Origin of the sequence: uncultured Tenacibaculum sp., from assembly GCF_947495995.1 — a bacterium.
In the GTDB taxonomy this organism is placed as follows: Bacteria; Bacteroidota; Bacteroidia; order Flavobacteriales; family Flavobacteriaceae; genus Polaribacter.
On the sequence record NZ_CANMAX010000003.1, the window covers coordinates 162,122 to 186,284 of the forward strand.

Genomic DNA, 24,163 nt, shown 5'->3' on the forward strand with positions numbered 1-24,163 from the left:
TACTTTTTTATTTTTTATAATTCTATTCTTTCTTAGTTTGATAAATTTACAACATAAATTATTCCATAATTAAAAATGGAATTAAAAGTTGACAAAATGGCAAACAATCCTACTATTCTATTAGTATATACAGGAGGAACCATAGGTATGGTTAAAGATTATAAAACAAATGCGTTAAGAGCATTTGACTTTAGTCAGATTCTGGAAAAAATTCCAGAATTGAAACAATTAAATTGTGAAATCGACACCATTTCGTTCGAAGAGCCAATCGATTCTTCGAATATGAATACCAGTTATTACATAAATATAGCGGAAATTATTGCGAAAAATTATAATGCTTATGATGGTTTTGTAGTTTTAACGGGATCTGATACTATGTCTTATATTTCTTCAGCAGTAAGTTTTATGTTCGAGAATTTACAAAAGCCAGTAATTTTCACAGGGTCACAATTACCAATTGGAGATTTAAGAACAGATGCTAAAGAAAATTTAATTACTTCAATAGAAATAGCATGCGCATCAGAAAATGGAGAACCAATAATTCAAGAAGTTGGTTTATATTTTGAATATAAATTATACAGAGCTAATAGAACAACCAAAATCAATGCAGAACAGTTCGAAGCTTTTTCATCTATGAACTATCCACCGTTAGCTGAAAGCGGTGTGCATTTATCGTTTAATAAACACTTATTACTTCGAAATGAATCTAAAAATTCAAAACTGATTTTTAGAAAAAACTTGGTTGAAGATATTGTAATTCTAAAACTATTTCCAGGTATCACTTCTAAAGTTGTTGAAGCTATAGTAAGCGTTCCAAATTTAAAAGGATTAATACTAGAAAGTTATGGTTCAGGAAATGCACCAACAGAAGCATGGTTCATAAATTTAATTCAAGAAACTATCAATAAAGGAGTTCGAGTAGTAAATGTAACTCAATGTGCTGGAGGTAGTGTTATTCTTGGGTTGTATGAAACTAGTACAGACCTTAAAGACATGGGGATTATCAACGGAAAAGATATTACAACAGAAACTGCCGTTGCTAAGATGATGTATTTACTTGGTGAAGATTTAACAGAAGAAAGGTTCAAGTATTATTTTGAAACTCCATTACGAGGAGAGATTTCATAAATTTATCATAATTCAATTATTGAATGTGTCAAAAACTTAAAGTATTTTAACAATAACCGTTAATTTTCTTTACTGAACCAACATTTTTTTGTTAATTGGCAGTCTGAAAACTTGGGGTACATATATTTTTACAAAAAAATTATAACGGATGGTAAAAATAACTCCAGTTTTGACAATTTTAAAATTTGTATTTTTATCACGTTAACTATTTAAATTAATTATAACAAAATGAAAAAAGCAGTAAATGTCCTAACACTTACAGGAATTATGTTCTTTGGGGCTATTCAGTCAACTTTTGCTCAGGAAGTTGAAAAAACTTTCCACCAAGACTTAAAACAACGTTTTATTGAAGGAGATCCTAAGTTTATGGGGATTGTTTTAGTTACTTTAATATTAGGTTTAGCTATTGCAATTGAAAGAATCATTTATTTAAACATGGCGACAACTAACACTAAGAAATTAGTTGCTAAAGTTGACGACGCTTTAAGTTCAGGTGGTGTAGAGGCTGCTAAAGAAGTATGTAGAAATACTAAAGGACCAATCGCTTCAATTTTCTACCAAGGTTTAGAAAGAGCAGACGAAGGTTTAGATGCTGCTGAAAAAGCTGTAGTAGGATATGGTGGAGTTCAAATGGGATTATTAGAGAAGAACATCTCTTGGTTATCTTTATTTATCGCATTAGCACCGATGCTTGGGTTCATGGGAACGGTTATTGGTATGATCGAAGCCTTTGATAGAATTGCAGTTGCGAATGATATCTCTCCAGCGGTAGTAGCAGGTGGTATTAAAATTGCACTTTTAACTACAGTATTTGGATTAGTAGTAGCAATTATCTTACAAATATTTTACAACTATATCGTATCTAAAGTAGATAGTATAGTAAACAACATGGAAGACGCTTCAATTTCTTTAATTGATTTGTTAGCTAAGTACAAGAAATAATAAAAGTTAGCAAATGAATAATAGAATATTAACAATAATAGTAGGTATCATTATGGTTGTAGGCTTTGGTCTATATATCAACGTAATGATGACTGATGGAGAAGATAAATTAGCTATCTCAGATGCATCAAGCCCTATGGTTATATTTGGTATAGTTATGTTTTTTGCTGCAGCAGCAATTGCAGTACTAGCATCTGTATTAGGTATAGCTAAGAACCCACAAGCACTTAAGAAAGCAGTTTTAGGACTGGGAGTTCTTGGAGTGATTTTATTAATTTCTTCTTTAGTTGCAGATTCAAACGAAGTTTTAGATGCAAATAAAGAAGTTATTGCAGAAGCTGGAAGTTCAGTTTCTAAATTAACAAGTACAGGAATCTGGTCAAGCCTTATCTTATTAGTAGTAGGTGGAGCATTCTTCGTATTTGATTTATTTAAAGGATTAATTAAATAATTAAACATGGCAAGAAGAGAAAACCCAGAAATTAATGCAGGTTCGATGGCAGATATAGCCTTCTTGCTACTTATCTTTTTCCTTGTAACAACGACAATGGATGTAGATTCAGGAATTTCTAAGAAATTAGCTGAGAAACCTCCAAAAGATTACGATCCACCAAAAATTAAGGATAAAAATATCTTTCAAATAAGTATTAATAAAAACAATGACTTATTTGTTGATGGTGATGTATTAGAGTTAAAAGATTTGAAGACAGCTGCTCTTAAGTTTATTGACAATGGTGGAGGTACAGGTAACCCAATGCCAGGAGAAGAAGCTGGAAAAGAGTGTGATTATTGTTCAGGTGAAAGAAACCCTGATTCGTCAGATCACCCAAATAAAGCAATTATTTCTATTGAAAGTGATAGAGCTGCCGACTACGGTACTTACGTTACAATTCAAAATGAATTATTAAGTGCTTATTCTGAACTAAGAAATAAATTATGTCAGAAAAAATTTGGTACATCTTTCACAGAACTTGAAGAAGCATATAAGAAATCAGGACGTAAAGATCAGGATCTAAAGAAGAAGGTAGAAACTATAAAGAATAGCTACCCTCAGATTATTACCGACTTGGATTCTAGTGACGGAAATTAAATTATAAAACATTGTATTATGTCTAAATTTAAAAAGAAAAAATCAGGTCAACAGGCCATTTCGACAGCATCTTTACCGGATATCGTATTTATGTTATTATTCTTCTTCATGGTAACTACAGTAATGAGAGAAACTGATCTTAGGATAGACAGTCCTCGTTTACCTAGTGCAACTGAAGTTAAGAAATTAGAGCATAAAAGTTTAGTAAGTACAATCTACGTTGGTAGAGCGAAAGATACTGATAAATGGGGTGGGAAATATAATAGAATTCAATTGAATGATAAGATAGCTACTCCAGAAGAGATTCCTGCTTTTATACTTAATGAGAGATCTAATGTAAGTGAAGAGGAAGTTAAGTTTATGACAACTTCTATAAAGGCAGATAAAGAATCGAATGTAGGTACACTTACTGATATTCGTTTCCAATTAAGAGAAGTAAATGCACTTAAATTGAGTTTATCTACTCAAAAAGGAAGTAGCATTAAAAAATAAGAAACATCGTTTCTTAGTATTATAAAAAAGAGCAATATTTATATTGCTCTTTTTTATTTTTGTAATCATAATTCAAAGTCTATGAAACATCTATTTTACATTTTCATTTTTACTTGTAGTTTTTGTTATGCACAGATTGATTCTTTAAAAATAGGGGATAAGTATTTAGAAGATCAATTGTATCTTGGAGTGAGTTATGATTTAATGTTAAATCAACCTAAAGGAACTCCTAGTACAAGTTTCTCATACAGTTTATCTGTTGGTTATATTAGAGATTTTCCTTTAAATACAAGAGGAAATTTCGCTTTAGGAGCTGGTTTAGGTTATGGTTTTAATTCTTTTAATCATGGAATTCAAGTGGTGGATGAAAATACAATTCAAATAGGAAATGATGTTTCATCAAATAAATTAAGATTACATAATTTGGAAATACCAATTCAAATTAGATGGAGAACTTCTGATGCGGTCACTTATTCTTTTTGGAGAGTTTATGCAGGAGTAAAAATGACCTATAATTTCTCGAATAATTTCTCATACAATCTAAATAATAACGCTTTTCAGTTTAGTAATATTCCTATTTATAATCGATTTCAAACAGGTTTAGATTTATCAGTAGGTTACGGAACTTTTAACTTCTATATGTATTATGGTTTAACTCCAGTTTATAAAGATGTAATGATAAATAATGAAAGTGTTAACTCAAATATTATTAAACTAGGACTTATTTTCTACATTTTATAGCTATAAAATATAGTAAGTTAATATCTGACATGAAAAACCTAATAAAAAGCCTAAATAGACTTCTTTAGGTGTGTGAGCTTTAAGATCTAATCTTGCAGTTGCTAAAAAACCTGAGAGTAACGTGAAAATTATGATTAAAGGAAGTAAAGAAGTATTGTAAATTAATTGTAGCGTTACAAAAAATCCAATTGCACTCCCCATAGAAAGTAAGTGTAAGCTTGTTTTTACTTTTACAAAGAAGATAAAATAGACAAAAATTAAGGCTAATAAGGTTCCAAAAAACAGGTAAGATAAATCACTGTATTTTGAAAACTGACTAAAAAAACGGCCTAAGAAAAGAAAAATACACATCATTACAAAAAGTGGTATTTTTCGTTCTTTAATAGTACTTACTTCAAAAGAATCGATCTTTTTTGTCAACTTTAATACGATTAGTAACAGCATTGGAAATAAATAAGTAGTAACAAAAACAGTAAATAATAAATACAGCTGTTCTCGAATACTCACTTGATTAGCAGTGACAATAAAATACGTTAATATACCTATGGTTGGCATTACCACAGGATGTAATATTGTAGATAAAATTTTCTGCCAATTCATTAAATTTCTTTTCTTAATCTTGCTACAGGAATATCCAATTGCTCTCTATATTTTGCTACTGTTCTTCTTGCTATAGGATATCCTTTTTCCTTTAAAATTTTAGATAGCTTTTCGTCTGTTAAAGGTTTACGCTTGTCTTCTTCAGCGATAACATTTTCTAGTATTTTCTTGATTTCCCTTGTTGAAACATCTTCTCCTTGATCATTCTTCATAGATTCTGAGAAGAAGTCTTTAATCAATTTTGTTCCGTAGGGAGTAGAAACGTATTTACTGTTTGCAACTCTAGATACTGTAGATACGTCCATGTTAATTTGATCAGCAATATCTTTTAAAATCATTGGTTTTAACTTACGTTCATCGCCAGTTAAAAAGTATTCATACTGATAATGCATAATTGAGTTCATCGTAACCAACAAAGTTTGTTGACGTTGTTTAATAGCGTCTATAAACCATTTAGCGGCATCTAATTTTTGTTTGATGAACATTACTGCGTCTTTCTGAGATTTACTCTTATCTTTCGAATTTTGATATCCTTTAAGCATCTCGTTGTATTCTCTAGATACGTGAAGTTCTGGAGCATTTCTAGAGTTTAACGTCAACTCTAATTTCCCGTCAATAATTCTAATCGTAAAATCAGGAACAATCTGTTCTGCAATTTTATTATTTCCTGCATAAGAACTTCCTGGTTTTGGATTCAATTTAGAGATTTCTCCAATAACTTCTTTAAGTTCTTCTTCATCGATGTTGAACTTATCTAAAAGTTTTTTGTAATGTTTCTTTACAAAATGATCAAAAGCATCTTCTAAAACTTTTATAGCTAAAGCTCTACTTTTTGTTTCTGTTTTTGCTTTTAGCTGTATAATCAAACATTCTTTTAAATCTCTTGCACCAACACCAACAGGATCTAATCGTTGAACTACTTCAGTTAAAATTTTCTCTACTAATTCTTCTGTCGTAAATACATTCTGTGTGAATGCTAAATCATCAACTAAATCAATAATTTCACGTCGTATATAACCGCTATCGTCAATACTTCCAACTAAGAATTCAGCAATTAATCGCTCTTCATCGTTAATTCGAAATGTATTTAACTGGTTTTTTAAAGATTGATGAAATGTTGTTCCTGCTGCATACGGAACTTGTTTTTCTTCATCATCAGCTGAGTAGTTGTTGCTTTGCGTTTTATAACTAGGATACTCGTCGTCACTTAAGTATTCATCGATGTTTATATCTTCAGCATCGATCTTTTCATTTCCGGTATCATCGTATTCACTTTCATTGCTTAAGCTATCATCAAAATTATCAGCTTCTTCTTTTCCAGTATCTAACGCAGGATTCTCTTCGATTTCTTGTTTTAAACGTTCTTCGAAAGCCTGTGTTGGCAATTGTATTAACTTCATTAACTGAATCTGTTGGGGAGACAATTTTTGAAGTAATTTCTGATGTAAACTTTGCTTTAACATAATTACAAATATATGAATTCGATGAAAAAGAAAATCGCCATTCTTAAGGAAGAATGACGATGATCTTGTTAATATATCACTGTAGAATTAAAATTCTGCATTTTGTGGTGTTCTAGGGAAAGGAATAACGTCTCTAATATTACTCATACCAGTTGTGAATAATACTAAACGTTCAAAACCTAAACCGAAACCAGAATGTACTGCTGTACCAAATTTTCTAGTATCTAAGTACCACCATAATTCTTCTTCAGGAATATCTAAAGCAGCCATTTTTTCTTTTAATACATCTAAACGCTCTTCTCTTTGAGCTCCACCAACCATTTCTCCAATTCCAGGGAATAAAACATCCATAGCTCTTACTGTTTTTCCATCGTCATTTAAACGCATATAGAATGCTTTAATTTTCGCTGGATAATCGAATAAGATTACAGGACATTTAAAGTGCTTTTCTACTAAGTAACGCTCATGTTCTGATTGTAAATCTGCTCCCCACTCGTTAATAGGAAATTGAAATTTTTTCTTTTTGTTAGGTTTAGAATTACGTAAAATATCGATAGCTTCAGTATAAGAAACACGTTTAAAGTTATTATCTACAACAAACTTTAACTTTTCAATTAAAGACATTTCGCTTCTTTCAGCTTGTGGCTTTGTTTTTTCTTCTTGTAAAAGTCTGTTTTCTAAGAACTCTAAATCATCTTTACAGTTATCTAAAACATATTGTAAAACATACTTAATGAAATCTTCAGATAAATCCATGTTTGCATCTAAATCGTAGAATGCAACTTCAGGTTCGATCATCCAGAATTCTGCTAAGTGTCTTGTTGTATTAGAATTTTCAGCTCTAAATGTTGGTCCGAATGTATATACTTTACCTAATCCCATTGCATAGGTTTCAGCTTCTAACTGTCCAGATACGGTTAAGTTAGTTTGCTTACCAAAGAAATCTTGACTATAATCTACTTCACCTTCTTCGTTTAATGGTGCTTTGTTTGGTTCAAAGTTGGTCACTTTAAACATTTCACCAGCTCCTTCAGCATCAGAACCTGTAATAATAGGTGTATTTACATAATAAAATCCGTTTTGCTGAAAGTATTGATGTACAGCAAAAGAAAGTGCAGAACGCACACGCATTACAGCACTAAATGTATTTGTACGAACTCTTAAGTGAGCATTTTCACGTAAAAATTCTAAACTGTGTCTTTTAGGTTGAATAGGATATTCATCTGGATTCGAATCTCCTAAAATTTCTAAATTGTTTACTTGAACTTCAACTGATTGACCTTTACCCTGGCTCTCTACTAAAGTTCCTTTTATTGCAACAGCAGCACCAGTAGTAATTCTTTTTAATAAAGCTTCATCAGTATTTTCAAAATCAACAACACATTGAATATTCTTAATAGTAGAACCATCATTTAATGCTATAAAACGATTACTTCTAAAGGTTCTTACCCAACCTTTCACACATACTTCTTGTAAAAACTTCTCTGAGTTTAAAAGCTCTTTTACACTACTTGTTGTCATTATAAATAGGTTAACAAAATTGAGCAACAAATATAATTTATTAAGAAGAATTTACAACATTCTTTAAGAACTACTTGGGGGAGTTCTTTAAAAAAAAGACTTAAAACGATTTTGTATTTATAATTACAGTTACCAATACTTTGTATAATAAAATATAGAAAAGATTGTTATAGTATCGTAGTAGTACATATATATCTGAAAGATAATACAACCAAATTATCTTATTATCATAAGGCTTTCATTCGTTGAAAGCCTTTTTTAATTGTCTTTTTTCAAAACTATAAATTACCCATTTCTAGGTATTTACTAATACAGATTTTGAGTTTAGATTTGATAAGTATAGTTTATCTGGATTAATAAAGAGCTCTTAAATGATCTGATAAACGAGTTTAGGGAAAATGTTGAAAAAGGTAATACCGAAATAGAAATTTGTCTTCAATAGATTGTATTATTTGTATAGAATAATCAAAAAAAGCACACTTTTTAAAAGTGTGCTTTTTTAATTTTATAAGTTGAAATAGAAACTATTTTTTCTCTTTTGGTGGGAAAATTTTAAAGTTAGTTTCTTTTAATACTTTCTGATTGGCAATTTTTCTTTCAAAAGAAAGTAGTAATGATGGTAATAATAACAGGTTAGAAACCATAGCTAATAATAACGTTACTGAAACTAAACCTCCTAAGGCAATAGTTCCACCAAAACTTGATACTGTAAATACTAAGAAACCGAAGAATAGTACAATTGAAGTATAGAACATACTTACCCCAGTTTCACGTAATGCAGCATAAACTGCAGGCTTTATTCTCCAGTTATTGGCTAACAATTCCTGTCGGTATTTTGCAAGGAAATGTATGGTGTCATCAACAGATATTCCGAAAGCAATACTAAATACTAAAATCGTAGATGGTTTTATAGGAATGTCGAAGAATCCCATTAAACCAGCAGTAATTAGTAATGGTAACATATTAGGAATTAATGATATTAAAATCATTTGTGGAGATCTAAACATCCAAGCCATAAAGATAGAGATCAATAATATTGCTAACGAAAGTGAAATAACTAAGTTTTTAATTAAGTAGTTTGTTCCTTTCAAGAATACTAAAGCTTTTCCTGTCATGGACACGCTAAACTTATCTCCTTTGAATTGCTTTTGGATTACCGCATTTAATCGGTCTTGGATAATGTCCATTTTATCAGTACCAATATCTTTCATGAAGGTAGTTATACGAGCATAACGACCAGTGCTATCAACAAAGTTTTTAAGCATACCAGAATTGCTAGTCGAATTCTTAGTATATGCAAAAATGTAACTCTTTTCTTGACTTGTAGGTAATTGATAATATTTCGGATTTCCGTTGTAAAAAGCTTGCTTAGAATATTTCACAAGGTTGTTTACAGAAATTGGTTTTGAAAGTTCAGGGAACGTTTCAATAGTTTCATTAAGCTTTTCCATCTTTTTAAGAGTAGAAAGCTTCATTACTCCTTTTTCTTTTTTGGTATCAATTAAAATTTCTAAAGGCATAATACCACCAAACTCTTTTTCAAAGAACTTAATGTCTTTGTAGAATTGTTTTCCTTTGGGCATGTCTTCAATCAAACTACCAGAAACACGTATTTGATATAAACCAATCATACTTAAAATGATAATGATAACTGTGGTTATATATATGTAAATACGTTGTTTTTTCACCATTCTTTCCATCCAGTCTACAACATTTTCCATCCATCTTTTTTCAAGGTGATTTAAATGTTTTTTCTGCGGAAGTGGCATAAAGCTATACAGTATTGGAATAATTAGTAAGGCTAATATGAAAATACTGATGATATTTATCGATGCAAGAATACCAAACTCACGTAGTAATTTACTTTTAACAAAAACAAACGTAGCAAAACCAGAAGCTGTAGTAATGTTTGTCATTAACGTAGCATTACCAATTTTAGAAATTACACGTTGTAACGATTTTGCTTGATTACCGTGTTTTTTTACTTCTTGCTGATATTTATTAATTAAGAAAACAGCATTAGGAACTCCAATTACAATAATTAATGGAGGAATTAAAGCTGTAAGTACAGTTAATTCGTAGCGTAGTAATCCAATAAATCCATAAGCCCAAATAACTCCGATTGTTACTACTAATAGAGTGATAAAAGTGGCTCTGAAAGATCTAAAAAAGAAGAAGAAAATAATTGCTGTAATAAGTAAAGCTCCAAGGACAAAAATCCCCATTTCTTCCGCAATGTTTTTAGAATTTAAAGTTCTGATGTAAGGCATACCAGATACTTTTACTTCTAAATTATTGTCTTTTTTGAATTTATTAATTGCAGGAATTAAGTTTTCTTCGATGAACTGCGCACGTTCAGGTTTATTAACAATATCTTTCTTTAAGTATATTGCTGTTTGAATAGTTCCTTCGTTGTTAAATAAAATATTCTCGTAAAAAGGAAGTTTTTCAAAAAGTTGAATCTTAATTTGATCTATTTCTTCTTGCTTTGTTGGTTCTTTTTCAAATAAAGGATCAACTACAAATTTTCTTTTTTTACGATCAGCTTTTAACTTCTTTATATCAGATATAGATACTGTAAACTCTACTTCTGGAGCAGCATCTAACTGTCTAGCCAATTTATTCCAAGAATTAAATTTATCTAAAGAATAAAAAGTGCTATCCTTAATTCCTAAAATGATAAGGTTACCTTCTTCACCAAAAATTTCTAAGAATTTGTTATACTGAATATTCGCTTCGTGGTTTTCTGGTAAAAGGTTTGCTTCAGTGTAAGAAAATCTAACGTATTTGGATTGTGTAACTAATAAGGCAGTGATAATAACTATGGTAGTTAATACTAAGTAGCGATTACGTAAAATAAATCCTGCGATTTTAGTCCAAAAAGTCATCTAAAAAAATTTGTGCAAAGGTAACTTAAAAAGATATAAAAAATAAAAAAGAGCGTTTTTAAAAACGCTCTTTTTGTTAAAATATCTTGAAAAAGATTAAACTGTCATTATTTCTTTCTCCTTAACTACTAATTTTTCGTCAATTTCTTTAACGAATTTGTCTGTTAAGGTTTGAACATCAGCTTCTGCATTTTTCTTCATGTCATCAGAAACGTCAAGTTTTTTGATTTCGTTATTAGCTTCTTTACGAGCATTTCTAACTCCAACTTTAGCACTTTCCGCTTCAGATTTTGCTTGTTTTGCTAGATCTTTACGACGTTCTTCAGTTAATGGTGGTACATTAATGATAATATTTTCACCATTATTCATTGGGTTGAAACCTAAGTTGGCAATCATAATAGCTTTTTCAATCTCTTGTAACATGTTCTTTTCCCATGGTTGGATTGAGATTGTTCGAGCATCTGGAGTATTTACATTTGCTACTTGACCTAATGGAGTTTGAGATCCATAATAATCAACTTGTACGTTAGCTAACATTGCTGGAGAAGCTTTACCTGCTCTAATACTTCTTAATTCTTTCTCTAAGTGAGAAATTGCATCAGTCATAGCTTCTTTCGTACTATCTATAATAAAATCAATTTCTTCAGTCATTTCTTTTATAATTTAATTAATCCAGAAAAGGATTTATTTGTAATCAACTATTGTTCCAATTTGCTCTCCAGAAACTAACTTCAGTAAGTTCCCATTTTTATTCATATCGAAAACAATAATTGGTAATTTGTTTTCTTCACTCAGGGTAAAAGCAGTCATATCCATTACTTTTAATCCCTTTTCTATTACGTCTTTAAATGTAATACTTTCAAATTTAATGGCATCTTTGTCTTTTTCTGGATCAGAAGTATAAATACCATCAACGCGAGTACCTTTTAAAATAGCGTCAGCATCAATTTCAATTGCTCTTAATACAGCTGCAGTATCAGTAGTGAAATATGGGTTTCCAGTTCCAGCTCCAAAAATTACTACACGTCCTTTTTCTAGGTGTCTAATAGCTTTTCGTTTAATGTAAGGTTCTGCAACTTCTTTAATTTCTAAAGCAGTTTGCATTCTAGTATACACACCTTCGTCTTCTAAAGCACTTTGTAAAGCTAAACCATTAATACAAGTAGCTAACATTCCCATGTGATCTCCTTGTACTCTGTCCATTCCGTTAGCAGCACCAGAAACTCCTCTAAAGATGTTGCCTCCTCCAATAACAATAGCAACTTCGATGCCTTTGTCTACTACTGTTTTAATTTCTTGTGCGTATTCTTTTAATCTTTTAGGATCAATTCCATAGTCGCGGTCTCCCATCAAAGCTTCTCCGCTTAATTTTAGAAGTATTCTTTTGTATTGCATAGTTCTGTTGAAAGTTGTGCAAATATACAAAGTATTCATAATAAAAAAAGAGGAGAATGATATGCTATATTTAATTCTTGATTGTAAATACTAGGTTTGATTTGTCTAGTAATTTTAGTATCAAAGAATTTTATAATAGGTTTAAATATAATGTGTTATGTTTTTTAGTTTTGAGGTTATAACCCCTAATTCTAAATAACTTATGAAAGTATTTCCTAAAACTTCTAAAAAACACTACTAACGCTATACAATTACATTTTAATAGCAATTTCAAAATTTTAATCTACATGCTTTCTTTTTTAAAGTAGGCATGAATACAAGTGTATCTATAACTCAAATTAAGGAATTATTACTTAGTGTTATACTATGTTAAGGATTGTCCGTTTTTTGAAGAATATGCAATAATGAGCCTTGTTTGATGTTATAGAATGCAAAATAATTTCCTAAATAAATCAAACGATGAAAAATTTTCAAAAATTTCAAAAACAATGTTTAAAGAGTTTGGTCTTGTCCATGCTTTTTATTGTTCAATTATCTCATGCAAGAGATATCTACGTTTCTAAGAATGGAAACGATGCTAATAATGGAAGTGCTACAGCTCCATTTTTAACGATTCAAAAAGCTTCTTCTATTGCACAACCAGGTGATGTTATCATTATTGGTGGAGGAACGTATGAAGAAACCATTAGACCAGCAAGATCTGGACGAGCAGGTTCTCCGATAGTCTACACAGCTAAGCAAGGTGAAAAAGTTATCGTATCTGCAATGCAAGCTTTACGAGGTTGGCAAAAAGACAATGGTGTAATTTATAAAACTAAAGTAGACTGGGATCTTGGTCAAGAAAATTTTGTAATGAATGGTAATGTTGCTATGGATTTAGCACGTTGGCCAAACAATACAGATGGAAAGCCTTTTACTTTAAATTCTTTGAGAAATGATGGCGGAAGTAACAAAAATGTATCTAATGGTGCGTTCTTAACTTCTTCTAAAATCCCAAATATTAACTGGAAAGGTGGAGCTATTTTCTTTTATGGTGATCGTCCTGGTTCTGGGTGGATTGCTTGGAAAGCTTTTATCACTTCAAGTTCTTCTGGAAGAGTAAATTTCAATTTAGATAAAAATCCAACTTGGATTAGAACTTTTCATGATCCTGCAAGTAAAGGCGATTTCTATTTAGAAGGAGTAAAAGGTGCTTTAGATTATCAAAATGAATGGTGGTTTAATAGTCAAACAAAAGAATTATTTGTACAAATGCCTAGTGGTGGTGCTCCAGTTAATGGAAAAGTACAAATGAGAAGACGTAAAGTTACTATTGATTTAAACCAGAGAAATTTTATTGAAATTAAAAACCTAGCTGTTTTCGGTGGAGCTATTCTAATGAAATCAAACTCTAATAACAATAGATTGTATAAGGTTTCTTCTTTCTATGGAAATCATACGCAAGGAATTTTCAAAGGTTTCAATGCTGGAAAACCAAGTGTAGAAGTTAATGGGAAAAACAATGTAGTAGAAAAATGTGAAATTGCTTTTAGTGCTGCTACTGGTGTTCGCTTAGGAGGAAACTCTAATAGATTAGTGAATAATTATATTCATGATTTTAATTATTTAGGTTCATATGATGCTCCGTTAGTTGCAAGAGGTGGAACCGATAATAAAATTTTACGAAACACAATTTTTAATGCAGGTAGAGATGGAATCAATTTTAATGGAAATCGTTGTGAAATTGGTTACAATGACGTATCAAGAAGTAATTTAATTAACGACGATTGTGCACTTTTTTACACAGTTGGTGGTCCGCAAAATACAGAAATTCATCACAATTGGTTTCACGATGCAGAGAGTAGAGGGAAGTTAAAAAAGGCAGCAGGAATTTATTTAGATAACGATGCTGAAGCTTTTTCTGTACATCATAATGTAGTTTGGAATGTTGAATGGACGAATGTTCAAATCAATTGGGATGGTAAAGATCTTGATATTTTCAATAATACATTAGTAAAAGCTAAAGGTGGAACCATGGGAGCTTGGCATAAAGCCGGGACTAAATTCACGAATGTTAAAGTTTGGAATAATATTACAGATAGAAAAGTAACAGATCAAGCAGGGAATCAAGAAACAGAAGTAACTTGGGAGCCTCAATCTGACAAACAAAATAATTTAATTGATAAGAATTCTTTTGTGAACCATGCTGGTAATAATTTCAAACTTAAAGCCAATGCCAAAGCTGTTGATTATGGTAGAGTAATTAACGGAATAACTAATGGATATAAAGGAAAAGCTCCTGATGTTGGTGCTTATGAACTTGGTGATAATTGGGTTCCTGGAATTAATTGGAATCCAGAATTCGGACCAACAGGTTTAGGTTGTTATGGTTTACCGGGGGAATCTTGTAATAATCCAGATACTGGTGGAGATACTTCTAGACCAGATGCGAACTTAGAGGATGGAATTTACTATATCGAAAACCCTTATGATAATAAGAAATTAAATAGTCCTAGCGGAAGAACAGTAGGTTTAGCAAATACTTCAGCAAATAGTGCAAAATGGGAAATTGTAAAATCAGGAAACTATTATACAATTAAGAACTTAAGAAATAATGAGTATTTCGAAGTGCCATATGCTGCGTGTGAGAAAAATGATACAACTCAAAATCCGAATCTTAATTTCGGAACTTGGACAGGAGCTACAGCAAATCATCAAAAATGGAGTATTACTAAAGTAGGCGAGGATTACTTCCTTGAGCCTTTACACTGTACTAAAGTTGTAGATAGAAACAATGGAAATACAATGCATTTGTGGACTTTTCAAAAAGGAAATAAAAATCAGAATTGGAAAATCGTAAGTGCAGAAGAAAAGTGTAATTTAAATTCTGAGTTAGTTAACTTAAAAATTTCTAATACTACTGAAACTTCTTTAACATTAGCTTTTGATGAAATTAAAAATGTTAGTACGTATGAATTACGTGCTTGGGTCAAAGGACAGTTTAACGGAAATATTAATACTCCAGCAGCTTTAGTTTATAAAGGTGGAAATTCTTCACCATTAACTATTGACGGACTTCAAGCTGGTACTCAATATACATTAGTTTTACGTGCAATTTGTGCTTCTGGAGGAACAACAAAGTTAGTTCAAATTGATGCGAATACATTACGAGGAAAAGAAGCTTGTGATGGACAAGTACTTATTGAAAATCTTAAAGTGAAAAGTAGTACAAATTCATCTATAACTGTATTGTTTAAAGATCTGCTAAATGTAAGAACTTATGAATTAAGAGCGTGGCCAAAAGGACAGTTTACAGGAAATATAAACAGTCCAAAAGCTACATCTTACAAAGGCTCTAGTACTCCAGAAATGACAATTGGAGGTTTACAACAAGGTAAAGAATATACTTTAGTGTTAAGAGCAATATGTAATGCAGGAGTAACTACAAAATTCGTAACACTTAATGCTTCTACAAAATCAGTATTTTCAAGAACTACAATTAGTGAGAAAAACGAGTTAAGAGTATATCCGAACCCTTTAAAGTTTGAAAAAATAACAATTGCTTTCAATAAGAGTAATAATAATAATGAGAGTTCGAAAGTGACGATCTTTGATATTACTGGTAAGTTGATTTTAGAAAGAAAAACTGAAATGAATACTGTAAACTTAAACCGTAGTGATTTTGGTAACACAGGAATTTACTTTATTAAAGTAGAACAGAACAATAAAATCATAACTAAGAAAGTTATTATTCAGTAAAAAATCTTCAAAAAACGGATATTTAAATATATCGAAACAAAAAAGCTGTCTACATTGTAGACAGCTTTTTAATTTTATAATGAAATAAGAATTATCCTAAAGTAACTCTTACGAAGTTTTTAACTTCTACATCACCGTAAGAAGAAACGTATTCTGCAACAGTTTTCTTCTCATCCTTGATGAATTTTTGATCTAATAAACACTGCTCTTGATCTAAAGTTGTGTTATCAGAAATAAATCTTTCCATTTTACCTGGTAAGATTTTGTCCCAGATTTTCTCTGGCTTACCTTCAGCTTTTAACTGCTCTTTAGCAGCTTCTTCAGCGTTAGCTAAAGCTTCGTCTGTTAATTGTAATCTAGATACGAATTGAGGAACGTTCTTTAAAGTTTTACCTAAACGTACTAATTCTTCGTTATCTTTTACGATAGCAGCGATTCTAGCTTCAGTCTCAGCAGCAACGTACTCAGGAGAGAAATCTTTATAAGATAAAGTAGTAGCTCCCATTGAAGCAGCTTGCATAGCTAAATCTTTAGTTAAGTCAGCAGCTTTGTCAACAGTTTGAGTTAAACCAACTAAAGCAGAAATCTTTCCAACGTGAGTATAAGAACCTACGTAAGGAGCTTCAACTCTTTCGAAAGAAGGGATCTCGATTTTTTCACCGATTACACCAGTTTGCTCAATTAATTTTTCAGCAACAGTAACTCCACTTTCGAATTCAGCAGCTAAGAAATCTTCTTTGTTAGAATAGTTGATAGCGATATCAACGAATTGCTGAGCTAATTCTTTATATGTGTCATTTTTAGCAACAAAATCAGTCTCACAAGCTAATACGATAGCAACACCGTAAGTATTGTCGTCACTGATTTTAGCGATAGCTACACCTTCAGAAGAATCACGATCTGCTCTTTTAGCAGCGATCTTTTGACCTTTTTTACGTAAGATTTCGATAGCTTTATCAAAGTTTCCTTCTGCTTCAACTAAAGCGTTCTTACAGTCCATCATTCCTGCACCTGTAGTCTCTCTTAATTTTTTTACGTCTGCAGCGCTAATTTTTGACATTTTGTTTGTTTTTTTAAGGTTGTATATAATTGTACAATGATAAAATAAATTAAAGGTTTCAATGTAATGAAACCTTTAAATATTTATTTTGCCTCTTCAGTTTTTGCTTCCTCTACTTTCTTGTTTCCAGTAGTAGATTCTTTTTCTGTTTTAGCTTTTTCTTTGTCAGCTTTTCTGTCAGCCAAACCTTCAGAAATAGCTTCAGTAACATAAGATAAAACTTTATCGATAGATTTAGAAGCATCATCGTTTGCAGGAATTACAAAATCGATCGGTCTTGGATCAGAGTTTGTATCAACCATTGCAAAGATTGGAATGTTTAATTTTTGAGCTTCTGCAATAGCAATGTGCTCTTTTTTAACGTCAATTACAAATAATGCACCAGGTAAACGAGTCATGTCTGCAATAGAACCTAAGTTCTTTTCTAACTTCTCACGTTGACGGTTAATTTGTAATTTTTCTCTCTTAGATAAAGCGTCGAAAGATCCATCTTGCTTCATTCTATCGATAGCAGTCATTTTCTTTACTGCTTTACGAATAGTAACGAAGTTTGTTAACATACCACCTGGCCATCTTTCAGTGATGTAAGGCATGTTTACTGACTTAGATTTTTCAGCAACGATATCTTTAGCTTGCTTTTTAGTTGCTACGAATAAGATCTTACGACCAGAGTTAGCAATCTTCTTTAAAGCTTCTTTAGCTTCATCAATCTTTGCAGAAGTCTTGTATAAGTCAATAATGTGAACACCATTACGCTCTGTGTAGATATAAGGTGCCATGTTTGGATTCCACTTTCTAGTTAAGTGACCGAAGTGTACTCCGCTTTCTAATAATTCTTGAATGTTTGCCATTTTAATAAATGTGTTTACGTTCTGTTTTCACAATAGTACAGTAGTTTTACGTCTGAACTATTTAGATACTAAACTGTTGATAAAAAAATATTTTTTGAAAAACAGTTCCAATAAACGATTAACGCTTAGAGAACTGGAATTTCTTACGTGCTTTCTTCTGACCGAATTTCTTACGCTCAACCATTCTTGGATCACGAGTTAATAATCCTTCTGGTTTTAATACTGCTTTGTGCTCTTCGTTGATAGCTACTAATGCTCTAGTAATTGCTAAACGGATAGCCTCAGCTTGTCCTGTTACACCACCACCGTAAACGTTTACTTTGATATCGTAAGCCTCTAAGTTTTCAGTTAACATTAAAGGTTGTCTTACTTTATACTGTAAAGTTGGAGTTGTAAAGTAATTAGTTAATTCTCTTTTGTTGATAGTAATGTCTCCTTTACCTTGAGAAACATATACACGAGCAACAGCTGTTTTTCTTCTACCTATTTTGTGAATTGTTTCCATTATTTAAGATCGTTAAGGTTAATAGATTTTGGTTTTTGAGCTTCTTGTCCGTGCTCAGTACCAACATATACATATAAATTTCTAAATAAAGCGCTACCTAATTTGTTTTTTGGTAACATTCCTTTAACTGCTTTCTCTACTAATCTAGCAGGGTCCTTATCGAACATTTCTTGAGCAGTTAACGATCTTTGTCCACCTGGGTAACCAGTGTGACGGATGTAAGTTTTGTTATTCCACTTACTTCCAGTTAAATTAACTTTTTCAGCATTGATAATAACAACATTATCACCACAGTCTACGTGAGGTGTATAATTTGGCTTGTGTTTACCTCTAATAAGTTTTGCAACTTTAGAAGCTAAACGACCTAATGATTGCCCGTCCGCATCAACAACAACCCACTCTTTGTTTACAGTTGCTTTGTTAGCCGATACTGTTTTGTAACTTAATGTGTTCATACACGATTTAGTTTTTGTCTATTAATAAATATTATAACTTTTCCTTAAAAAAGGAGTGCAAATTTACAATTATTTATTTTACTGACAAATAGCAAGTTGATTTAATTTTATTTAAGAACTTCAAAATGCGAATTAACATATTGTTAAGATATTTCTAGTATACTTTTGCGACAACGATTCAAAACTAAAAATGAGGGTAGGAACATTACTGTTTGTTTTTTCTATTTTTTGTTCTCTATGTATGTCTGGACAAAGTTTAGAGAAAAAGATATATACAACTAAAAAAACTGACAAAGAGATAGTTATCGACGGGAGGTTAGATGATGCTGCTTGGGATGCAGTTCCGTGGGGAGGAGATTTTATTCAGAAAAATCCAGAAGAAGGTGTACCTCCTGCTTTTCAAACTAAATTCAAAATAATTTACGATGCAAAGTATCTTTACGTTGCTATTAGAGCATTCGATGAATCTCCAGAAGAAATAGAAGCGCGTTTAACACGTCGTGATGGTTTTGCAGGAGATCGTGTAAATGTAATTATTGATAGTTACCACGATAAAAGAACTGCTTTTGTTTTTACAGTTACAGCTGCTGGCGTAAAGGGAGAAGAGTTTGTGACTCAAAACGGACAAAACTGGGATGAAAGTTGGAATCCTGTTTGGTATACTGATGCTGTTATAGATGATAAAGGTTGGACTGGTGAAATGAAAATTCCATTTAGTCAATTACGTTTCGGAAAGGCTAAAGAGCAAATCTGGGGATTGAATTTTAACCGTACTATTTTTAGAAAAAATGAAAGATCGTTATGGCAACGTATTCCAAACGATATTTCTGGATTTATCAGTGAAGCTGGAGAATTACATGGTTTGATCGATTTAAAATCTCAAAAACAATTAGAAATTCAACCTTTTACAGTGGTTTCTTATGAAACTTTTGAAAAAGAGCCAGGGAATCCATTTAGAGATGGTGATAATTTTAGAGTTAATGGAGGTTTAGATGCTAAGATTGGTGTAACTAACGACTTAACTTTAGATGTAACTATTAATCCTGATTTTGGACAGGTTGAAGCTGATCCAGGAAATATAGTATTAGATGGTTTTGATGATGTTTTCTTTCGTGAACAAAGACCATTCTTCGTAGAAAACAAAAACATTTTTGATTTTAGAGTTGGTGGACAGGACAATGTGTTTTACAGTAGACGTATAGGAAGAACTCCACAAACTTCTGCAGATTCTAACGATGGAGAATTTGTTGATGCTCCTATCAATAGTTCAATAATTGCTGCGGCTAAGTTTTCGGGAAAAACAAGAGATGGTTGGTCTATCGGTGTTTTAGAAACTGTAACAGATAATGAATATGCAGAGATTGATAATAATGGAGATAGAAGAGAGGTTTTGGTAGAACCATTAACAAATTATTTTGTAACAAGAGTTCAAAAAGATTTTAATGATAGAAAATCTTTTATCGGTGGAATTTTTACTGCAACTAACAGAGATTTACAATCAATTAATACACTTCATAAATCAGCGTATTCTGGTGGTTTAGATTTCAGACATGAATGGAAAAATAGAGATTATTTTATTCAAGGTAATTTCTCTATGAGTCATGTTTCAGGAAGTAAAGAAGCAATTCAGAGAACTCAAGAATCTATCCGTCACTTATTTCAACGAGTAGATGCTAGTCATTTAAGTGTTGATCCTAATAGAACTTCTTTAACAGGAACAGGTGGACGAGTTTTCGGTGGGAAAAGAGGAGGAGGAAACTGGCGTTTTTTCTTAGGAGCAAACTGGAAATCACCAGAGTTTGAATTAAATGATGTTGGTTTTTTACGTCAAACAGATCAAATATGGCAATTTGGTAACATAGAGTATTTATGGCAAAACCCAACAAAAATATACAGACGAGCTTCTGCAAGAGTAGTTTTAAGAAGTATGTATGATTTTGCAGGAAACTTCAATAGAATTGAATACGAAACAAGAGGAAATATTAACTGGGATAATAACTGGAATACAGAAGGAAGAATTGGATATCGACCAAGATCAATTATTAATTCTTTTTTGAGAGGTGGACCGCGTTGGAGAAATTCAGAAGAAGTGTATTACAATTTTGCAATTGGTTCTGACTTTAGTAAAAGGTTTAATTTTTCAGTTGGTTTTTCTAATAGCTACGGAACTGATGATAGTTTTGATGTGAAAAATTATGACATCAATTTTAATTATCAGCCTTTAGATGCTTTAAGTCTTTCGTTAAGTACAAGCTTTAGAGAAAATGTAAATAAAACACAATATGTTGCTGAAGAAACTATAAATGGAAATACACCAAGATATGTTTTAGGTGAAATCGATAATAAAAATTTATCGTTTACAATTAGAGCGAATTATAGTATTAATCCGAACTTGTCTATTCAGTATTACGGACAGCCATTTATTGCTAGAGGAAGATATAGTAACTTTAATTTCGTTTCGAATTCTTTAGCAGATAATATTAATAATAGAGTAGTTTTCTTAGATGAAAATCAAGTGAATTATGATGCTGTTGATGATTCATTTCAAATTGATGAAAATTTAGACGGAACTTCAGATTACGATTTTTCAAATCCAGATTTCTCGTTCGCTCAATTTAGGTCGAACTTAGTAATGCGTTGGGAATATATTCCAGGATCGGAGTTTTTCTTTGTGTGGTCTCAAGGAACAACAGGAAGTCAAGATCCAGATAGATCTTTGCTAGGAGGATTAAATAATCAAATTTTTGAAGAAGAATTAGAGAATATCTTCTTAATTAAATTCACTTACAGATTCTTAAAATAATTTATACAATTATAAATTAACAAAAGTCAGAGTATTTTACTCTGGCTTTTTTGTTTCTGAAGTTTAATTTGCTTTGATTTCTAGTTTTTTTTAGAAGAAGTTGTCATGTTGGATTAGAGAAATAAAAAAAGTCTTTAAAACAGGTTATTTCTAAATATACTTACATTGATATTCAGAAAAGGTTGAACAAAAAAACCACCTACATTTAGGTGGTTTCTAGATTTTATAAAGTAAAAAGATTACTCAACTTTTTGATCTAATAAATCAAAGAATTGGTTTAAACGAGGTAAGATAATAATCTTTGTACGTCTGTTTTTAGCTTTATTAGCTGGTGTATCATTAGGAGCTAATGGTAAGAAACTACTTCTACCAGCAGCGATTAATCTAGATGGTGATACGTTATACTTCGATTGTAATTCACGTACAATAGCTGTAGAACGCTTCACACTTAAATCCCAGTTATCTTTTACAGCAGCAGTATTAATTGGAGTGTCATCAGTATGACCTTCAATCATAACATCCATTTCTGGTTGCCCGTTTACAACAGTAGCAACTTTTTGTAACACCTTAGATGCTTTATCTGTAATAGTGTAGCTACCACTCTTAAATAATAACTTGTCAGAAATAGAAATAAATACAACGGTCTTCTCTACATTAACCTCGATATCTTGATCGTCAATTCCGTCTTGTAATTCTTTCTTTAAATGAAAAGCTACAACTAAATTTAAAGAGTCTTTCTTAGAAGCCGCAGCTCTAATTTTATTAATATACTTATCCTTTTTGCTTAACTGAGCTAAAGTCTCTTTGATGTTATCGTTAGCTCCTTTAGTTAATACTGTTAAGTTTTCAACTTGTTGAATAGTATTCTCTTTATCTTGTTTTAACTCAGAAATTCTACTTTCTAAATCTTTAGAGCGATCTTGATATTTTTCTTTTTCTACTAAACACTTCGTTAAATTAGTTTTAACAGTTAACAATTCTTCTTTAGTTTGTTCGTGTTTTTCTTTAAGGGCTTCTAGCTCTTTACTCGAGGCACAAGAAGCTAACAGAAAAGCAGCCGATAGAAATAATACTATTTTTTTCATCTTTTATGTAGTTAATGTAAGTAGCAAATTTAAAAAAATGATGAAACAAAAACTTACATTAACGGTAATTTAGTACAGATTGATTTATTTTTGTTAAAAAAATATAAATTAATGGCGCCGAAATACTACTCTTTACTGCTTTTTTTACTTGTTTTTACTCAGGCTTGTAAAGTTGAAAATAAAAAAGAAGACGAAAATTTAAAGAAAGAAGCATATACAAAACTTCAAGGAAAAGTTTTTGGAACAACATATAATATCATTTATAAGAGTACAGAAGATTTTCAAGCTCCAATAAATGTGATTTTTGAAGATTTCAATAATTCGCTGTCTACTTACATTCCAACATCATTAATTTCAAGAGTAAATCAAAATGATACAACAGTTGTTGTTGATGATTATTTTGAGGAAGCTTTTGATAAAGCAAAACGTTTATATGATGAAACAGATGGGTATTTCGATCCTACTATTGGGAAATTAATCAATGCTTATGGTTTTGGTTCAGGGAAAGAAAAAGATAATCTTACTGCTGAAGAAATTGAAACTTTAATGAAAATTACTGGATTTGATAAAATGGCCTTAGAAAGAAGAAAAGTAATTAAAGCACCAGAAATGGAATTTAATGTAAATGCTTATGCCAAAGGTTTAGGTATTGATGTAGTTGGTCGTTTTTTAGAAAGTAAAAGCATCAATGATTATTTAGTTGAAATTGGTGGAGAGATAAGAGCAAGAGGTAAAAGTCCTCGAAATACTTTATGGAAAGTTGCAATTGATGATCCAAATACCGACGGTTCACGTAGTCAGTCTAGATATATAAATTTAGATAATCAATCGATGGCAACTTCTGGTAATTACCGTAAGTTTAAAATCAACGAAAAAGGAGAGAAGATTGTGCATACTGTAAATCCTAAAACAGGTTTAGCACAAGAAAATAATTTGTTAAGCGCTTCTGTTTTAATGCAAGGAGATTGCGCTGATGTCGATGCTTATGCTACTGCTTTTATGGCTATGGGTTTAGAAAAAACAAAGCTTTTTTTAGAAAAACATCCAAAATTAAAAGTGGTATTAATCTATACAGATGAAAAAGGAACTATAGCTGAATTTGCGAATTAGTTAGCAGAATCACCCAAAAAGGGTGGTTTAAAAACTGAAACTTAAAAATATATTAGCGAAGTAATTTAAATTAAAATCAAATGAAATTAAGAATGGAAAATTTAAAACAGTTCGCAATTACTAAAAAGAAAGCGCAAGAAATTAAAGGAGGCGATCCATTAGATCGATATGCGTGTTCACACTCATCTTCTTCTGAGGTTTCTTTCCATAATGGATATGAAGCGGCTCAGTTAATGAATTTAGGTGTAAGTTGTATTAATCTTACAGTATTATCTAAATTAAGAATTTACTAAACA

General features: G+C 31.3%; 21 protein-coding genes. 10 read left to right on the forward strand and 11 right to left on the reverse strand.

The genetic code is table 11. From position 1 onward, the window contains the following. Positions 1-96 precede the first annotated feature (96 nt). The 6 genes from Q1A15_RS09890 to Q1A15_RS09915 all read left to right on the forward strand — a co-directional run bounded on the left by Q1A15_RS09890 (position 97) and on the right by Q1A15_RS09915 (position 4,393). Positions 97-1,128, forward strand: coding sequence for an asparaginase (locus tag Q1A15_RS09890; protein WP_299624048.1), 1,032 nt, complete (start codon positions 97-99; stop codon positions 1,126-1,128). Between the two features lie 228 nt (positions 1,129-1,356). Beyond that, entirely contained in the window at positions 1,357-2,070 is a 714-nt protein-coding gene (locus Q1A15_RS09895) for a MotA/TolQ/ExbB proton channel family protein (protein ID WP_299622672.1), read from the forward strand. Positions 2,071-2,122: 52 nt separating this feature from the next. Continuing rightward, a complete protein-coding gene (locus Q1A15_RS09900) occupies positions 2,123-2,521 on the forward strand; it encodes a hypothetical protein (protein WP_299622675.1) in 399 nt (132 codons plus the stop codon). A gap of 6 nt (positions 2,522-2,527) precedes the next feature. Beyond that, positions 2,528-3,160: a biopolymer transporter ExbD gene (locus tag Q1A15_RS09905; RefSeq protein WP_299622678.1), complete on the forward strand. Its 633-nt coding sequence runs from the start codon at positions 2,528-2,530 to the stop codon at positions 3,158-3,160. Between the two features lie 18 nt (positions 3,161-3,178). Beyond that, the gene (locus Q1A15_RS09910; RefSeq protein ID WP_299622682.1) at positions 3,179-3,652 is read left to right on the forward strand and encodes a biopolymer transporter ExbD; all 474 of its coding nucleotides are present in this window, start codon (positions 3,179-3,181) and stop codon (positions 3,650-3,652) included. Positions 3,653-3,733: 81 nt separating this feature from the next. After that, complete coding sequence (locus Q1A15_RS09915) at positions 3,734-4,393, forward strand: porin family protein (protein ID WP_299622685.1); 660 nt, start codon at positions 3,734-3,736, stop codon at positions 4,391-4,393. On the opposite strand, the gene Q1A15_RS09920 is transcribed toward Q1A15_RS09915, so the two are convergent. From Q1A15_RS09920 to pyrH, 6 genes are all read right to left on the reverse strand, one after another. Next, on the reverse strand, positions 4,394-4,993 hold the full coding sequence (locus Q1A15_RS09920; protein ID WP_299622688.1) for a hypothetical protein: 600 nt from the start codon (positions 4,991-4,993) through the stop codon (positions 4,394-4,396). Continuing rightward, on the reverse strand, positions 4,993-6,456 hold the full coding sequence (gene rpoN, locus Q1A15_RS09925) for an RNA polymerase factor sigma-54 (protein WP_299622691.1): 1,464 nt from the start codon (positions 6,454-6,456) through the stop codon (positions 4,993-4,995). The genes Q1A15_RS09920 and rpoN overlap by 1 nt, the downstream gene beginning before the upstream one ends. Positions 6,457-6,543: 87 nt before the next feature. Next, positions 6,544-7,977: an asparagine--tRNA ligase gene (gene asnS / locus Q1A15_RS09930; RefSeq protein ID WP_299622694.1), complete on the reverse strand. Its 1,434-nt coding sequence runs from the start codon at positions 7,975-7,977 to the stop codon at positions 6,544-6,546. Positions 7,978-8,501: 524 nt separating this feature from the next. Then, positions 8,502-10,865, reverse strand: a complete 2,364-nt coding sequence (locus Q1A15_RS09935) for an efflux RND transporter permease subunit (protein ID WP_299622698.1) — start codon at positions 10,863-10,865, stop codon at positions 8,502-8,504. A gap of 96 nt (positions 10,866-10,961) precedes the next feature. Then, positions 10,962-11,516: a ribosome recycling factor gene (frr, locus tag Q1A15_RS09940; protein WP_299622703.1), complete on the reverse strand. Its 555-nt coding sequence runs from the start codon at positions 11,514-11,516 to the stop codon at positions 10,962-10,964. Positions 11,517-11,549: 33 nt separating this feature from the next. Then, positions 11,550-12,260: a UMP kinase gene (pyrH, locus tag Q1A15_RS09945; protein ID WP_299622706.1), complete on the reverse strand. Its 711-nt coding sequence runs from the start codon at positions 12,258-12,260 to the stop codon at positions 11,550-11,552. Between the two features lie 459 nt (positions 12,261-12,719). Here pyrH and Q1A15_RS09950 point away from each other — a divergent pair, with 459 nt between their 5' ends. Further along, positions 12,720-15,998, forward strand: coding sequence for a T9SS type A sorting domain-containing protein (locus Q1A15_RS09950; RefSeq protein WP_299622709.1), 3,279 nt, complete (start codon positions 12,720-12,722; stop codon positions 15,996-15,998). A gap of 91 nt (positions 15,999-16,089) precedes the next feature. On the opposite strand, the gene tsf is transcribed toward Q1A15_RS09950, so the two are convergent. The 4 genes from tsf to rplM form a co-directional block, all read right to left on the reverse strand. After that, positions 16,090-17,058 (reverse strand): translation elongation factor Ts, encoded by a 969-nt coding sequence (tsf, locus tag Q1A15_RS09955; RefSeq protein ID WP_299622712.1) that lies wholly within the window; start codon positions 17,056-17,058, stop codon positions 16,090-16,092. A gap of 83 nt (positions 17,059-17,141) precedes the next feature. Then, positions 17,142-17,909 carry a 30S ribosomal protein S2 gene (gene rpsB / locus Q1A15_RS09960; RefSeq protein WP_299622715.1) on the reverse strand — a complete coding sequence of 256 codons (768 nt, stop codon included), beginning with the start codon at positions 17,907-17,909 and terminating at the stop codon, positions 17,142-17,144. A 118-nt stretch (positions 17,910-18,027) separates the two neighbouring features. Further along, positions 18,028-18,414, reverse strand: coding sequence for a 30S ribosomal protein S9 (gene rpsI, locus Q1A15_RS09965; RefSeq protein WP_299622718.1), 387 nt, complete (start codon positions 18,412-18,414; stop codon positions 18,028-18,030). Beyond that, positions 18,414-18,869 (reverse strand): 50S ribosomal protein L13, encoded by a 456-nt coding sequence (rplM, locus tag Q1A15_RS09970; RefSeq protein WP_299622721.1) that lies wholly within the window; start codon positions 18,867-18,869, stop codon positions 18,414-18,416. The genes rpsI and rplM overlap by 1 nt, the downstream gene beginning before the upstream one ends. A 241-nt stretch (positions 18,870-19,110) precedes the next feature. Between rplM and Q1A15_RS09975 the strand changes: the two genes are divergently transcribed. Beyond that, positions 19,111-21,672, forward strand: coding sequence for a DUF5916 domain-containing protein (locus Q1A15_RS09975; RefSeq protein ID WP_299622724.1), 2,562 nt, complete (start codon positions 19,111-19,113; stop codon positions 21,670-21,672). Positions 21,673-21,911: 239 nt separating this feature from the next. Here the strand turns inward: Q1A15_RS09975 and Q1A15_RS09980 are convergent, their stop codons facing one another. Continuing rightward, complete coding sequence (locus tag Q1A15_RS09980; RefSeq protein ID WP_299622727.1) at positions 21,912-22,757, reverse strand: OmpA family protein; 846 nt, start codon at positions 22,755-22,757, stop codon at positions 21,912-21,914. 111 nt (positions 22,758-22,868) lie between these two features. Here Q1A15_RS09980 and Q1A15_RS09985 point away from each other — a divergent pair, with 111 nt between their 5' ends. Further along, on the forward strand, positions 22,869-23,867 hold the full coding sequence (locus tag Q1A15_RS09985; RefSeq protein ID WP_299622729.1) for an FAD:protein FMN transferase: 999 nt from the start codon (positions 22,869-22,871) through the stop codon (positions 23,865-23,867). A gap of 92 nt (positions 23,868-23,959) precedes the next feature. Further along, positions 23,960-24,160, forward strand: a complete 201-nt coding sequence (locus Q1A15_RS09990; RefSeq protein WP_299622732.1) for a hypothetical protein — start codon at positions 23,960-23,962, stop codon at positions 24,158-24,160. Positions 24,161-24,163 lie beyond the last annotated feature (3 nt).